This window comes from Streptomyces sp. NPDC048288 (genome assembly GCF_043201555.1).
Taxonomy (GTDB): Bacteria; Actinomycetota; Actinomycetes; order Streptomycetales; family Streptomycetaceae; genus Streptomyces.
On the sequence record NZ_JBICZD010000012.1, the window covers coordinates 20,580 to 34,152 of the forward strand.

The following is a 13,573-nucleotide window of genomic DNA, read 5'->3' on the forward strand; positions in this document are numbered from 1 at the left end:
GCTGACCTTGCGCACCGAACTGCTCGCCGCCGCCCGGGCCGAGTTGCGGACCCGGCCGGGAGTCCTCCTCCACGGTCCCGCCGGGATCGGCAAGTCCACGCTGGTGGCGGCCCTGACCGGCGACGCGACCGGCACCGTGCTGCGCTGCTCGCCCGCCGACGAGGACACCCGGCTCCCGTTCGCCGGACTCGTCGACCTGTTCTCACGGGTCCCGGACAGCCGCCTCGACGCCCTGGCACCCGAGCCCAGGGCGGCGCTGCGGGCCGCCCTGCTGCGCGGCGCGGAACCGGAGGACGGCCGGGGCCTGCTCGCGGTGCGGCTCGCCGTCCTGGACGTGCTGCGCGCGCTGGCCGCCGCCGGTCCGCTCCTGCTCGTCGTCGACGGGCTCCAGGCGCTCGACGACCCGACCGCCGAGGCCCTCGCCTTCGCCCTGCGCCGCCTGGACGGTCCGGACGTCCGGACGGTGGCCTCCGAACGGGTGGCCGACGGCGAGCAGCCGCAGCGGCTGCGCAGCTGCCCGCCGGGCACCGTCGAGCTGCCGGTGCCGCCGCTGACGGACGCCGAGGTGGCCCGGCTCGTGCGCACCGGCGTCGACGCCGGCCTGCCGCCCGCGGTCCTCCGTGCGATCCAGCAGACCGCTGCCGGAAACCCGCTGTACGCACTGGAGTTGGCCCGAGCCGCCCTGCTCGGCCCGCCGTCGCCGGACTCCGGCCGCGCACTGCGCATACCCCGGAGACTGCGCGCCCTGCTGCTGGACCGGGCCCGCGCGCTGCCCGAGCCGGTCCGGCACACCCTCCTCGTCGCGAGCGCCGCCGACCGCCCCACGCTCACCCTGCTGCGCGCCGCGGGTCTCCCCGACCCGGCCGCGCACCTCGCGGAGGCCGAACGGCTCGGTGTCGCGACGGCCGACACCACCGGGACCGTACGCTTCCGGCATCCGCTCATCCGGGCCGCCGTCCACGCCGACGCCCCCGAGAGCGGCCGCCGGCAGGCGCACGCCCTGCTGGCCCGCGTGGTCACCGAACCCGTGGAACGGGCCCGTCATCTCGCCCACGCCCGTCCGCACGAGGACGAGGAGACGGCCCGCACCCTGATGTCCGCGGCGGAGTCCGCGCGCCGCGACGGCGCCCTCGCGGCCGCCGGTGAACTGGCCGGGCTCGCCGCCCGCCGCACCCCCGGCGACCGGCCCGCGGACCGTGCCGAACGACTGCTGGTGGCGGCCGAGTACGCATGTGACGCCGGGCAGTCGGCGGAGGCGGGCGAGGCCGCCGCGACCGTCCTCGCGAAGTCGGACTCGGCGCGCCGACGGGTGCGGGCCCGGCTGGTCCTGCTGCGGAACGCGGGGCAGGCGCTGGAGGGCACCCGGGCCCTGATCGAGGACGGACTGCGGGACGCCGACGGCGATCCGGAGGCCGAGGCGTGGCTGCACCACTGGGCGGCCGTACGCGGCCTGCTGTGCGGGGAGTTGGAGGAGGCGGCGCGGCGGGCCCGGCGGGCCGCCCGGCAGGCGGCGGTGGCGGGTGACACGGAGACCCGGATCGGGGCGCTCGCCACGCTCGCCCGGGTGCGGTCCCTGGCGGGCGAACCGGTCGACGCCGACGCCGCGTTGGAGGAGGCGCTCGCCCTGGCCGGCGGCGCGGGCGGCGGTCCGCAGAGCTGGCGGCTGATCCGGATGCGGGCGATCCTCGCCCTGGACGCCGACCGGGTGACCGAGGCCCACCAGCAAACCGCTGAACTCCTGTCCGCCATCGGGGAGTTCGCCGGGGTCGAGGAGCTGCTGGCGACCCTGGTGTCACTGACCCGCATCCAGGTGCGCGCCGGGCTGTGCCGCGAGGCCCTGCGCACCGCGGCCCGCTGCTCGCACACGATGGCCGAGTCGGCGCCGGCGCTGTACGCGGCGGCGCTCGCGGCGACCGCGGGCGGTACCGCCGAGGAGGCCCGGCGCCTGGCCGGGCAGGCGGTACGCGCCTCGGAGGCCGACGGCGACCGGCTGTTCCTGCTGCGCGCGCTGGCGGTGCTCGGGCAGGCGGAGCTGCTGGGCGGCGACCGGCGCGGCGCGGCGGCCGCCGTCGAGGCGCTGCGGCGGGTCAGGGAGCTGGGCACGGCCATGTGCGCCGCCGATCCGCCCGTGCTGCACTGGTACGCCGACCTGGCGGAGGCCCTCGTCGTGCTGGGCGAGACGGACGAGGCGGAGGTGGTACTCCGCGAGGCCCGTGACCGGGTGTCCCGTGACACGCCGGGCGGCGCGGTGGCGGCTCTGGAGCGGGCGCAGGGGCTGCTGGAGGCAGGGGCGGGCCGGGCGAAGGAGGGGGCGGAGCGGCTCCGGGCGGCCGTCGACCGGCTCCGCCGACTCCCCCTCCCCGTCGATCTGTCGCGCACCCTCATCGCGCTCGGCACGGTCGAGCGGCGCTCCCGTCGCCGGAGCGCGGCCCGCACGGTCCTCGGCGAGGCGCTGGAGACGGCCACCCGGATCGGTGCCGCTCCCCTGGCGGCGCGGGCGCGGGACGAACTCGCCCGGCTCGACGCCGGCAGCGGCGAGGCGGGGCCCGAACTCACCCCGGCCGAGGCCAGGATCGCCGAGCTGGTCGGCGGCGGGGCCACCAACCGGGAGGTCGCGGCCGAGCTGTTCATCAGCGTGAAGACGGTGGAGGGCACCCTGTCGCGGGTCTACCGCAAGATCGGCGTCCGCTCCCGCACCGCGCTCGCGCACGCGATGGCGGTCGCCGTCATCGCCTCCGGGGCGGCCGTCGACTCCGGCGACGACGGCCAGGGCAAGGCACCGGAGCAGGCGGTGGCCGTCGCTCCGGCCGGCCGTACGCAGAGCCGTCGCGCTCTCGACATACGGCGTTGACGAGTCATCAGCCGTTAACACGTGACGCAAGGGTTCCCCCGCTTATGGGGGTGGGGCCGGAGTTCCTACGGTGAAGCCGTCCCGTTTCCGGGACAACTCCCCACCCCCCACGGTCCGGAGGACCTCAGTGAAGTCACGCCTGAAGCTGCTCGGCCTGGTCGCCGTGCCGGCCCTGATCACGGCGGCCGTGCCCGCCGCCTATGCGTCCGACGCCCCGCACACCGCGCGCGCCGCGATCGCCGGAGACGTCCTGCCCAGCCTGAAGCAGTCCGCGGCCCGCACCGGCAAGGTCGCGGCCGGCAAGCGCATAGCGGTGGCGATCAGCCTCACCCCCAGGGGCGGTTCGGCACTCGACACCTTCGTCGCGAAGGTGAGCGACCCGCACTCGGCCTCCTACGGCCACTACCTGACGAAGAGCCAGTTCGCGGCACGGTTCGGCCGGACCGACGCGGAGGTGAAGCGGCTCAAGGACTACCTGCGCGCGCAGGGCCTCACCGTCGGCAAGGTCCACTCGGGCAACCTGCTGATCGACGCCGGCGGTACCGCCGCACAGCTGGAGAAGGCCTTCGGCACCAAGCTGTCGACCTGGAAGGACACCGCGTCGGGCCGCTCCTTCTACGCCAACGACAGCGCGCCGACGCTGCCGGCCGCCCTCGCCTCCCTGGTCAGCGACGTGGCCGGCCTCAACAACCGGGTCCAGCTGCACCACCAGGCCGTCTCCCGGACCGTCTCCCCGCACAACGGCCCCGGCGGCGGCTACACCCCGGCCCAGCTCAAGGGCGGTTACAACGTCTCCGGCACGTACACCGGCAGCGGCCAGAAGATCGCGCTGCTGGAGTTCGACGGATTCCAGCAGTCGAACATCACCAAGTACGACACCAACTACAGCCTGGGCTCGCCCACCCCGACCGTGCAGAAGGTCGACGGCGGTTCCGGCTCGCTCGGTGACGGCCAGGTCGAGGTGGAGCTGGACATCGAGGTCCTGCACGCGATCGCCCCGAAGGCGAACGTGACCGTCTTCGAGGGCCCGAACTCCGACGCCGGCGAGGTCGACACCTACCAGGCCATCGTCGACAGCGGCATCCCGACGACCTCGATCAGCTGGGGTGCCGCCGAGAGCGCCCGCACCACCTCCAACATCAACGCGGTGGACGCCGTCTTCAAGGCGGGCGCGGCCCAGGGCCTCGGCTTCTACGCGGCGTCCGGCGACGACGGCTCCGACGACGCGGGCGACGGCGGCACCTCCGTCGACTACCCGGCCAGCGACCCGTACGTGACCGGCGTCGGCGGCACCAAGCTGACCGTCACCTCCGCGAACGCCTTCAGCAAGGAGGTGGCCTGGTCCGGCGGCGGTGGCGGCAAGTCCTCCGTCTTCAAGATCCCGAGCTGGCAGACCGCGGTCCAGAAGAGCACCGGCGGCGGCTACCGCCAGGTCCCGGACGTCTCGGCGCACGCCAACCCCAGCCCCGGCGTCTCCATCTACTCGCAGGGCTCATGGTCCTCGGTGGGCGGCACCAGCGCCGCCGCGCCCGAGTGGGCGGCGTTCGCGGCCCTCTACAACCAGCAGGCCGCGGCGGCCGGCAAGGCCAACCTCGGCTTCGCCGACCCCGCCCTCTACACGGCCTCGGGCACCGGCTTCCACGACATCACCAGTGGCAGCAACGGCGCCTACTCCGCGGCCACCGGCTGGGACTTCACCACCGGCTGGGGCTCGTACAACGCCGCAACCCTCGCGAGCAAGCTGCTCGGCTGACGCCCATCCACACAGCGCGGGCCGGGAACAGCCCCGGCCCGCGCTGCCGCGCCCGTCCGGCCCCCCGCATGGACAGACTGCCCTGACACCACCTTCGTGATCCCCGCGCACGATTGATCGTCGGGCCGCGCGACGACAACTGTCAGGGGGCACACGCACCATGACCACCAGCCGCGGGAGCCGGCGACGGTACGCCGCCGCGTACCGGAACGGCAGGCTCGGCGTCGAGCGGCGGCCCGTAAACCCGTTCGTACGCCGCACCGTCGTCGCCGAGGACCTCGGGACCGGCGGGCAGACCGTGACCGGCCAGGACGGTGTCGTACGACGGGTCGACGGCGAGCTCGTCCACGGCCTTGGCCGTCATGCCTGTCCCTGCGGGTACCAGTAACGGCGGGATCTGGAACCGGGCGGTCGCGCAGGGTGATCCTGCGGTCATGGCACATGTACTCGTTACTGGTGGGACCGGCTTCCTGGGCTCCCACACGATCGCGCGGCTCCTGGCGTCGGGACACAAGGTCACGACCACGCTGCGCTCGTCGAAGCGGCAGCCTGACGTCGAGAGGATGCTCTCCGTGGCCGAGGCGCCGGGGTGGGAGGGGGTCTCCTACGTCGAGGCGGACCTGGCCTCCGACGCCGGCTGGGACCGGGCCGCGGCGGGGGCCGACTATGTTCTGCACATCGCCTCGCCGTTCCCCGGCTCCCGTCCGAAGGACGAGAACGAACTGATCGTCCCGGCCCGCGACGGCACGCTGCGGGTGCTGCGGGCCGCGCGGGACGCCGACGTCAGGCGGGTGGTCCTGACGTCCTCGTTCGCCGCGGTCGGCTACGGCCACGGCCCGACGGACCGCGTCTTCACGGAAGCCGACTGGACGAACCCGGACGGGCCCGGCGTGACCCCGTACGTCAAGTCGAAGGCTGTCGCCGAGCGCGCGGCGTGGGATTTCGTCGCCGCCGAGGGCAACGGTCTGGAACTCACCACGGTCAACCCGGTCGGGATCTTCGGTCCGGTACTCGGCTCCGACTACTCCAGTTCGATCCGCGTCATCCACGCGATGCTCACCGGTGCCATGCGCGCCGCGCCGCCGATCTGGACCAACACCGTCGACGTCCGGGACGTCGCCGATCTGCACATCAAGGCGATGACCTCGCCGGCTGCCGCCGGGCAGCGGTACCTGGCGCTGGCAGGCGAGCCGGTCTCCTTCGGGCAGATCGCGCTAGCCCTCCGCTCCGAGCTGGGCGAAGCGGCTGCGAAGGCCCCCACCCGGTCGGCCCCCGCCTGGCTGCTGCGGCTGCTGTCCACCGTCAGCCCGCAGCTGCGCGAGACGGTGCCGCAGCTGGGCGTGGTCCGCCGGGCCGACAACGCCAAGGCCCGTGCGCAGCTGGGCTGGGCACCGCGCTCGAACGAGGAGAGTGTGGTCGCGAGTGCACACAGTCTGGTGCGGCTCGGCCTGCTCGCCGACTAACGTCGAGGGGTGAACGACGTGGCGGACACCCTCGGTGACTTCCTGCGGGCCCGGCGGGAGCGGCTCAGCCCCCAGGAGGCCGGCCTGCCCGCCGGCGAGCGCCGCCGTGTCCCGGGGCTGCGCCGGGAGGAGGTGGCCCACCTCGCAGGCATCAGCCCCGAGTACTACCTGCGGCTGGAGCAGGGCCGCAACCAGCATCCCTCCGACCAGATCCTCGAAAGCCTGGCCGCGGCGCTGCAACTCGACGACGACGCCGTCGCCTACCTGCACCGCCTCGCCCATCCCACGCCCCCGGCCCGGCGCCGCCGTCCCCGCTCCCCGGCGGGCCAGCCCGACCTCCAGCCCCTGCTCGACGGCTGGCCCCTCACGCCCGCCTACGCCCAGGGGACAGCCGGCCGCGTCGTCGCCGCCAACCGCCTGGCCGTGGCCCTGTGTCCGTTCTTCGCCGTGGGGAGCAACCCCCTGCGGGCCGTGTTCCTCGAACCCGAGATGCGCGGCCTCTATCCCGAGTGGGACGACGTGACCGCCAAGGCCGTCTCCGGACTTCGCTCGACCCTCGGCATCGACGACGCCGATCCCGAACTCCTGGAGACGATCGGCGAGTTGACGGTCGCCAGCGAACGCTTCCGCACGCTGTGGGCCAGACGGGAGGTGCGCCGCCGCGCCGCCGGCTACACGCGGTTCGACCATCCCGTGGTCGGGCGGCTGGAGCTGCGCTACGAGAAGTTCCTCAGGCCGGAGGCACAGCAACTCCTCGTCGTCTACCACGCCGACCAGGGCTCACCCAGCGCCGAGCGCCTGCACCTGCTCGGCAGCCTCTGAACCCGGGCACTGACGCCTCGCCGACCGGTTCACGCCGCGTCCGGTCAGGTGCGGGCGATGTTGCCGACCGCGGTGCGCAGGTCGCCCTCCTCGGGAACCACCGGAGGGAGCGTGGTCGCGTTGGCGGGATTGAGGGAGTCGAAGAGCAGGGCGGTGAAGCGGGCCCGCAGCGCGGGCGTGGAGCCGGGGATCGCGAGCCCGGCGACCGCCATGACGAGGAAGCGCGGGATGTCGTCCTGGGTGAGGTCGCGGCGGACCTCACCCTGCTCCTGCGCGCGCAGGAGCAGGGGGTGCAACGACTCGCTGAAGCGCTGGAGGATGTCCACCGCCACGTCGGCGAAGTTGCTGGCGAAGGTGACCAGCCCTTTCTCCTCGGCGATCAGGTCGAGCAGGCGGGTGGCGACGCCATGGAGGGACTGCCGGGGATGCGGGGAGTCGGCGGCGCGCTCGATGAGCGGAAGGAGATCGGTTTCGAGGATGTCCTCCAGGACGGCGCGAACGATCGCCTCCCGGTTGGGAAAGTGCCGGTAGAGCGTGGCGATGCCCACCCCGGCCTCGGCCGCGATCTGCTCCAGTGACCCCTCGCCCGCACCGAGGACGACCCGCCCGGCGACGGTGATGCGCTCCGCGGTGGAGCGAGCGTCGACCCTGCGCCTCGGAGCGCGGCCTTCTGTTGCTCGCATCTACGGCTCCTTCCTGCCCTGACCGAAGGCTATCCGCCTCCGCGTCCGTCGGTAGCACCCCCTCGCTTTGATAGTTACCTATCGCTTTGATAGTACCCTCTCAACACACTCCGCGGCTTCACCGAGGCCGTCCGGGAGACGTGTGGATGGGAGAGACGCATGTCCGTGCTGCTATACCGGCTGGGAAGGCTCGCCTACGGCAGGCCCTGGTACTTCGTCGGGGGCTGGCTGACGGTGCTCGCCGTGGTCCTGGGGGTGCTCGCGACCAGCCCGGTCCGACTGAGCAACGACGTACGCATCGACGGCACCCCGGCCCAGAAGGTCATCGACGATCTGGCCAGGTCCCTGCCGGAAGCGTCCGGGGGCCAGGGAATGCTGGTCTTCGAGTCCACCGACGGCGCCCGGATCGACGACCGCCGCGCCCAGGCCGCCCTCCTGGCGGCCGTGGACGCCGTCTACCGCCATGACCATGTGATCGACGTCCGGAAGGCTCTCGCGGCGGAGGCGGCCAAGGGCGCGAAAAGCCCTCTCCTGCGGGCCCAGCGGGCAGTGGCCGGGGCGGCGGGTGGGCCGGCGTCCGGCAAGACCCCCGCACCTCTGACCGTGCAGGGTCGGGCAGTGCCCGGAGTCGCCGTCTCCGCGGACGGAAGGACGGCCCTGATGCAGTTCCAGTTCGACGAACAGACCTACGAACTGCCCTCCGGGACCATCGACAGCACCGTCGCGGCCGCCGAGCGACAGGCCGCGCGCGGTGGTCTGCGGGTCCTGCCGTCGGCTTCGATGATGGAGATCCCGGAGATCATCGGGGCCGGAGAGATCGTCGGCGTCGGCGTCGCCGCCGTCGTCCTGCTCATCACCCTCGGGTCGATCGCCGCGGCGGGCCTGCCCCTGGTCATAGCCCTGATCGGGGTCGTGGTGGGCGTCGGCGGCGCCTTCACCCTCTCCACCGTCTTCGAGATCCACTCGCTCGCCGCGGTCCTCGCACTGATGCTGGGACTGGCCGTCGGCATCGACTACGCCCTGTTCATCATCAGCCGGGAGCGCAGGCTCATCCTCGAACACGGCCTGGATCCGCACGAAGCGACCGGCCGCGCCATCGGCACCGCGGGCAGCGCGGTGTTCTTCGCCGGCAGCACCGTCATCATCGCCCTCGCCGGACTTCTGGTGGTCGGGATCACCCTGCTCAGCACGATGGCGATCGTCGCGGCCGCCACCATCGCGGTCGCCGTCCTGTTGGTCCTGACCCTGCTCCCGGCGCTGTTGGGGCTGGTCAAGGGACGTATCTGCCCCTCCCGGGTACGACGCCGGGCACAGCGGCGATCGTCCGAGGAAGCAGCCGACGCCGGCCGTCGGACCCGGACGGCCCGCTGGGGAGCACGTCTGGTCCGCCACCGGTGGCCGGCGCTGGCGGCGGCGTTCCTCGTCCCCGCGGTCCTGGCGGTCCCCGCCGCCGACATGAGGATGGGGCTGCCCTCCGGGGCCAGCTACAACACCGGCACCGCCCAGCGCCAGAGCTACGAGCTCGTCAGTGACGCGTTCGGCCCCGGCTACAACGGCCCGCTCATGATCGCCGTCGACTCCTCCGCCGAGGGGCGCCCGCTGTCTCCGGGCACGCTCGCCACGATCACCTCCGCGCTGCTCGACACCGACGGCGCGACCTCGGTGTCACTCGCCGGGATGAACGGCTCCGGCACCACGGCCGTCCTCACGCTCGTCCCGCGCAGCGGTCCGAACGACGAAGCGACCAAGGCCCTCGTCACGGCCGTACGGGACAAGAGCGCCCGGATCGGCGAGAGCACCGGGACGGTTCTGGGCATCACCGGCTTCACCGCGCTCGCGATCGACGTCTCCGACCGGCTGGCCGACGTCCTGCCCCTCTACGTGGCGACCGTCCTGGGGCTCTCCCTGATCGTCCTGCTCCTGGTCTTCCGCTCCCTCCTGGTCCCCGTGACGGCCACGCTCGGCTTCCTGCTGACCATCGGCGCCACCTTCGGCCTCACCACGGCCGTCTTCCAGTGGGGCCGGCTGCAGAGCCTGATCGGACTGGACGCCACCGCACCCGTCGTCAGCCTGCTGCCGATCATCGTGACCGGCGTTCTGTACGGGCTCGCCATGGACTACCAGATGTTCCTGGTCACCTCGATGCGCGAGGCACACCTCCACGGGGCCACGCCGTCCGACGCCACCGTCACCGGCTTCGCGCGGGCCGGAACCGTGGTCGTCGCCGCGGCCACCATCATGGTCTCGGTCTTCGCCGGGTTCGTCTTCAACGCCCAGCCCATGATCAAGCAGGCCGGATTCGCCCTGGCCGCGGGCATCCTCATCGACGCCTTCGTCATCCGCATGACCTTCATCCCGGCCACGATGGCCCTCGCCGGAGAGAGGGCCTGGTGGATCCCCGGCCCGCTCGATCGGCTGCTGCCCGACCTGGACGTCGAGGGCGACAAGCTCGCCCAGAAGATCCCGTACCCCGAACCGCCCGCGCGGGCGGCACATCCCACGGCTCAGGAGGTCGACATGACCGGCTGACGCCAGGGCGGGGCGGGCTTCTAACAAAATTATCATCCAAATTGTTAACAATCATCGGGCGCCTTGCCTACAGTCGGGGACTCGGACGAGCCGCACAGCCGGACCTGCCCCCGGCACCGCCCGGGCGGTGCGCGGGCACGGCTGTGATCCACGCAACCCGCCCCACAAGGAGGTCCACGGGTGGACATCAACCGCAGAACCGTTGTCCGAGGCGCCGCGGCCATAGCCGCGTTCGGCATCGCCGAGGGCACGGCAGGCGCGGCCTTCGCCGACACCGCGTCGTCGAGCAGTTCGTCGAGCGCGTCCTCGGCGTACTCGCTGGAGTTCGATTCCACCGCCTGGTCGTACGACGCGACCAACGACGTGTACTACCAGATCGGGAAGGTGTACGTCACCGCCCCGGCCGCGACGGACATCGAGAGCCTGTCGATCTACGTGCCGGGCGCGTACCTGAGGGCCACGGCGAACAGTGACGGGACCACGTACACCGCGACGGTCGACCCGAAGGGCACCGTCGGCGAGTACTCGGGACGCACGGCACCGATCGTGATCCCCGTCAACACCCCCGGCTACGCCGCGCAGAAGCCCGCCACGTCGTACAACTACAGCAGCGTGTCGCAGTATCTGCAGGCCGGGCACATCTACGTGTGGCCGGGCCTGCGCGGCCGGGACACCTCGACCAGCACCCGCTCCGACGCGGCACCCTGGGGTGTGACCGACCTCAAGGCCGCGGTCCGCTTCCTCCGGTACAACCGGAGCGTGCTGCCCGGAAGCACGGACGACATCGTCCTGTTCGGCATGAGCGGCGGCGGCGCCCAGGACACCGTGGCGGGCGCGTCCGGCGACAGCCCCCTGTACCACCCCTACCTGCGCACGATCGGCGCGGCGATGGAGGACGCCGAGGGCCGCCCCCTCAGCGACGCGGTCGCCGGCGTCATGGCGTGGTGCCCGATCACCAGCCTGCACGAGGCCAACCTGTCCTACGAGTGGAACATGGGCCAGTTCGCCTCGACCGGCACGCGCGCGTCCGGCACCTGGACCAGTGCCTACTCCACGGACCTCGCGAAGGCCTGGCCCAAGTACGTCAACCGGCTGGGGCTGCGCGACGAGCACGGCAGGCGCCTGGAGCTGACCGGGTCCGACGACGGCATCCACCTGGCCGGCGGTTACTACGACCACCTGATCGAGGTGATCACCACCTCGCTGAACAACTTCCTGTCCGACAACACCTTCCCGTACACCATCACCACGATGGGCGGCCCGCCCGGATCGGGCCAGACGGGGTCCTCCACCACGTACCAGACGGTCGACGACTACATCGCCTACCTCAACACCGACAGCACCTGGGTCACCTACGACGCCACGACCAACACCGCCACGGTGTCCGGTCTGGCGGGCTTCGCCAAGAGCCAGAAGAACGCGAACAAGCCGGTCGGCGCGTTCGACGGGTACTCCCGCGGGCAGACCGAGAACGGCGTCTTCGCCATGGGGCTGAACGCCCCGGCGCACTTCGCGCCGCTCACCCGTGACGTCATCAAGGCGAACGAGTCGACGTACGCCACGTACTCCGACTGGGACTCCGGCTACGGCTCCTCGGCGTACGACAGCGACTTCGCCAAGAAGGACAGCGTCGGCAAGGACATGGCCTGGCGGGCCGACGCGTACAACCCCCTGTACTTCCTCTCGCCCGCCTTCGACGGTTACCGCCGCTCGCGGCCGGCGCGCCACTGGCGCATCCGCACCGGCATCATGCAGGGCGACACCGCCAACACCACCGAGATCAACATCGCGCTGGCCCTGCGGAACTACGGCATCCGCGACGTCGACTTCGCCACCGTCTGGGCCCAGGGCCACACCCAGGCCGAGCGCACCGGCGACTCGACGACCAACTTCATCAGCTGGGTGGCGACCGTCACCAAGAAGTAGCCCCCACCCGTCCACTCGCCGCCGGGCGCCTGACCGACAAACCCCGATCAGGCGCCCGGCCTCGCCATGCTCCGGCTGTTCTCACGTCGTTGAGCCACTTTCGGCCGCCGATGAGTTTCGGTGTGCCGGACGGTCCGAGTCGGCACACCGGACCAAGGGAGAAGCCGATGGACAAGACACGCTCGCACTCGACGCCTCACATCGCCCGTCGCATGTTCGAGCTCCTGGAGCCGATCTGCCTGGTCACGTTCTTCGCCGACGAGTGCAACGAGGAACTGGCCGCGCTCGGCCACCGCACCTACTGGGACGGCTACTTCGCCAGCCGTGCCGCGCCGCTGGGGCGGGTACCGGCGCAGGTCGTGCACGCGGCCTTCTACAACTTCGCCGACGGGGAAGCCGCACGGCACATTCCCAGCGCCTGGGAGACGATCCCGCCCGAGGCCTCCGTCGCCGCGCGGGAGCGGGGCAGCGCGGCCTCCCTGCGGCGCATCCTCGGCGCCGAACTGGCCGGCTCCCCGGGCCTGGTGCGCGCCGCCGACCTGACCACCAAGGCCGCGACGAGCGCCCCCACCGAAGGCCGGGTGATGTACGCGGGGATGCGCACCCTCGCGGTGCCGGGCGACCCGGTCGCCCGGCTGTGGCATTCCGCCACCATGCTCCGCGAGCACCGCGGCGACGGGCACATCGCGGCCCTCGTCGGCGCGCGGATCGGCGGCACCGAGGCCCACGTGCTCTCCGCGCTGGGGCAGGGCATCCACCCGCCGGAGTCGTTCGGACGCATCCATCACCTGCCGAAAGAGCGCCTCGCCGCGGTCATGGACGGCATGCGCGAACGCGGACTCGTCGACGCCGAAGGCCACTTCACCGATGCCGGCCGCGCGACCGGACAACGCGTCGAAACCCTCACCGACGAACTCGCCACCGCGCCCTACGACGCCCTGTCCCCCGCCGAACTCGACGAACTGATCACCGAACTCGAACCCATCACCGCGACCCTGGTGGCCACCGGCTCGCGGTGACAGCCGGAAACGGCCGCAGATCGCGTGCCGTCGGTGCGCCGCGGCCGTCAGTCCAGCCAGGCTCCGTCGCGCATGATGACTCTCCCGCGCAGCTCCGGCTCGCCGCGCCATGCGCGCACGGTGCTCGGGAGCACGCGTACGTAGACGAAGGAGCCCTCCTCCGCGCGCGGGTCCCAGCCGAACTTGTCGGCGAAGGCCTCCGCCGCGGCCGCGGGGACCTCCTGGTCGGGAAAGCACTCGGCCTCGCCCTGGAGGAGCACCACGTCGAAGGTGTCCGGGAGGGCCAGGCGCACCCGCGGCTCCTTGCGGATGTTCCGCGCCGTCACGGACGTGGCGCCGGTGCACAGCCACACCGCCCGCCCGTCCCAGAGGAACCACAGCGGCACCTGGTGCGGCCCGTGATCCGGGTGGGCCGTCGACAGCCATACGTCCCGCTCGGTGACGAGCCGCTCCAGTGCGTCGCGTATCCGTTCCGCCGCCGGGCGACGGACGATTCCCGTGGTCTCCATGACGACCGACCCTAGCCA

10 protein-coding genes are annotated in these 13,573 nt (G+C 72.5%); 8 read left to right on the plus strand and 2 right to left on the minus strand.

Annotation, left to right across the window (positions count from 1 at the left end):
* The first annotated feature begins 7 nt into the window (after positions 1-7).
* The 5 genes from ACGFZS_RS36320 (at position 8) to ACGFZS_RS36340 (ending at position 6,889) form a co-directional block, all read left to right on the plus strand.
* Positions 8-2,851, plus strand: a complete 2,844-nt coding sequence (locus tag ACGFZS_RS36320; protein ID WP_393798680.1) for an AAA family ATPase — start codon at positions 8-10, stop codon at positions 2,849-2,851.
* A 127-nt stretch (positions 2,852-2,978) separates the two neighbouring features.
* A complete protein-coding gene (locus ACGFZS_RS36325) occupies positions 2,979-4,604 on the plus strand; it encodes a protease pro-enzyme activation domain-containing protein (RefSeq protein WP_393798681.1) in 1,626 nt (541 codons plus the stop codon).
* A 160-nt stretch (positions 4,605-4,764) separates the two neighbouring features.
* The gene (locus tag ACGFZS_RS36330) at positions 4,765-4,992 is read left to right on the plus strand and encodes a hypothetical protein (protein WP_393798682.1); all 228 of its coding nucleotides are present in this window, start codon (positions 4,765-4,767) and stop codon (positions 4,990-4,992) included.
* A 46-nt stretch (positions 4,993-5,038) separates the two neighbouring features.
* A complete protein-coding gene (locus tag ACGFZS_RS36335) occupies positions 5,039-6,067 on the plus strand; it encodes an SDR family oxidoreductase (protein WP_393798683.1) in 1,029 nt (342 codons plus the stop codon).
* A gap of 9 nt (positions 6,068-6,076) precedes the next feature.
* Positions 6,077-6,889: a helix-turn-helix domain-containing protein gene (locus ACGFZS_RS36340; protein WP_393798684.1), complete on the plus strand. Its 813-nt coding sequence runs from the start codon at positions 6,077-6,079 to the stop codon at positions 6,887-6,889.
* 44 nt (positions 6,890-6,933) lie between these two features.
* Here the strand turns inward: ACGFZS_RS36340 and ACGFZS_RS36345 are convergent, their stop codons facing one another.
* Positions 6,934-7,572 carry a TetR/AcrR family transcriptional regulator gene (locus tag ACGFZS_RS36345; RefSeq protein WP_393798685.1) on the minus strand — a complete coding sequence of 213 codons (639 nt, stop codon included), beginning with the start codon at positions 7,570-7,572 and terminating at the stop codon, positions 6,934-6,936.
* 159 nt (positions 7,573-7,731) lie between these two features.
* On the opposite strand from ACGFZS_RS36345, the gene ACGFZS_RS36350 reads away from it, so the two are divergent.
* The 3 genes from ACGFZS_RS36350 (at position 7,732) to ACGFZS_RS36360 (ending at position 13,046) form a co-directional block, all read left to right on the plus strand.
* Positions 7,732-10,101 carry an MMPL family transporter gene (locus tag ACGFZS_RS36350; protein WP_393798686.1) on the plus strand — a complete coding sequence of 790 codons (2,370 nt, stop codon included), beginning with the start codon at positions 7,732-7,734 and terminating at the stop codon, positions 10,099-10,101.
* Between the two features lie 180 nt (positions 10,102-10,281).
* Positions 10,282-12,027: an esterase gene (locus tag ACGFZS_RS36355; protein ID WP_393798687.1), complete on the plus strand. Its 1,746-nt coding sequence runs from the start codon at positions 10,282-10,284 to the stop codon at positions 12,025-12,027.
* 167 nt (positions 12,028-12,194) lie between these two features.
* Positions 12,195-13,046 carry a MarR family transcriptional regulator gene (locus tag ACGFZS_RS36360; protein WP_393798688.1) on the plus strand — a complete coding sequence of 284 codons (852 nt, stop codon included), beginning with the start codon at positions 12,195-12,197 and terminating at the stop codon, positions 13,044-13,046.
* A gap of 47 nt (positions 13,047-13,093) precedes the next feature.
* Here ACGFZS_RS36360 and ACGFZS_RS36365 read toward each other — a convergent pair whose 3' ends face one another.
* Entirely contained in the window at positions 13,094-13,555 is a 462-nt protein-coding gene (locus tag ACGFZS_RS36365) for a pyridoxamine 5'-phosphate oxidase family protein (RefSeq protein ID WP_393798689.1), read from the minus strand.
* Between the last annotated feature and the right edge of the window lie 18 nt (positions 13,556-13,573).

Coding starts and splice junctions, on each gene's coding strand:
- ACGFZS_RS36365 (WP_393798689.1), bottom strand. CDS start 13,555: ATGGAGACCACGGGAATCGTCCGTCGCCCGGCGGCGGAACGGATACGC.
- ACGFZS_RS36360 (WP_393798688.1), top strand. CDS start 12,195: ATGGACAAGACACGCTCGCACTCGACGCCTCACATCGCCCGTCGCATG.
- ACGFZS_RS36350 (WP_393798686.1), top strand. CDS start 7,732: ATGTCCGTGCTGCTATACCGGCTGGGAAGGCTCGCCTACGGCAGGCCC.
- ACGFZS_RS36330 (WP_393798682.1), top strand. CDS start 4,765: ATGACCACCAGCCGCGGGAGCCGGCGACGGTACGCCGCCGCGTACCGG.
- ACGFZS_RS36345 (WP_393798685.1), bottom strand. CDS start 7,572: ATGCGAGCAACAGAAGGCCGCGCTCCGAGGCGCAGGGTCGACGCTCGC.
- ACGFZS_RS36335 (WP_393798683.1), top strand. CDS start 5,039: ATGGCACATGTACTCGTTACTGGTGGGACCGGCTTCCTGGGCTCCCAC.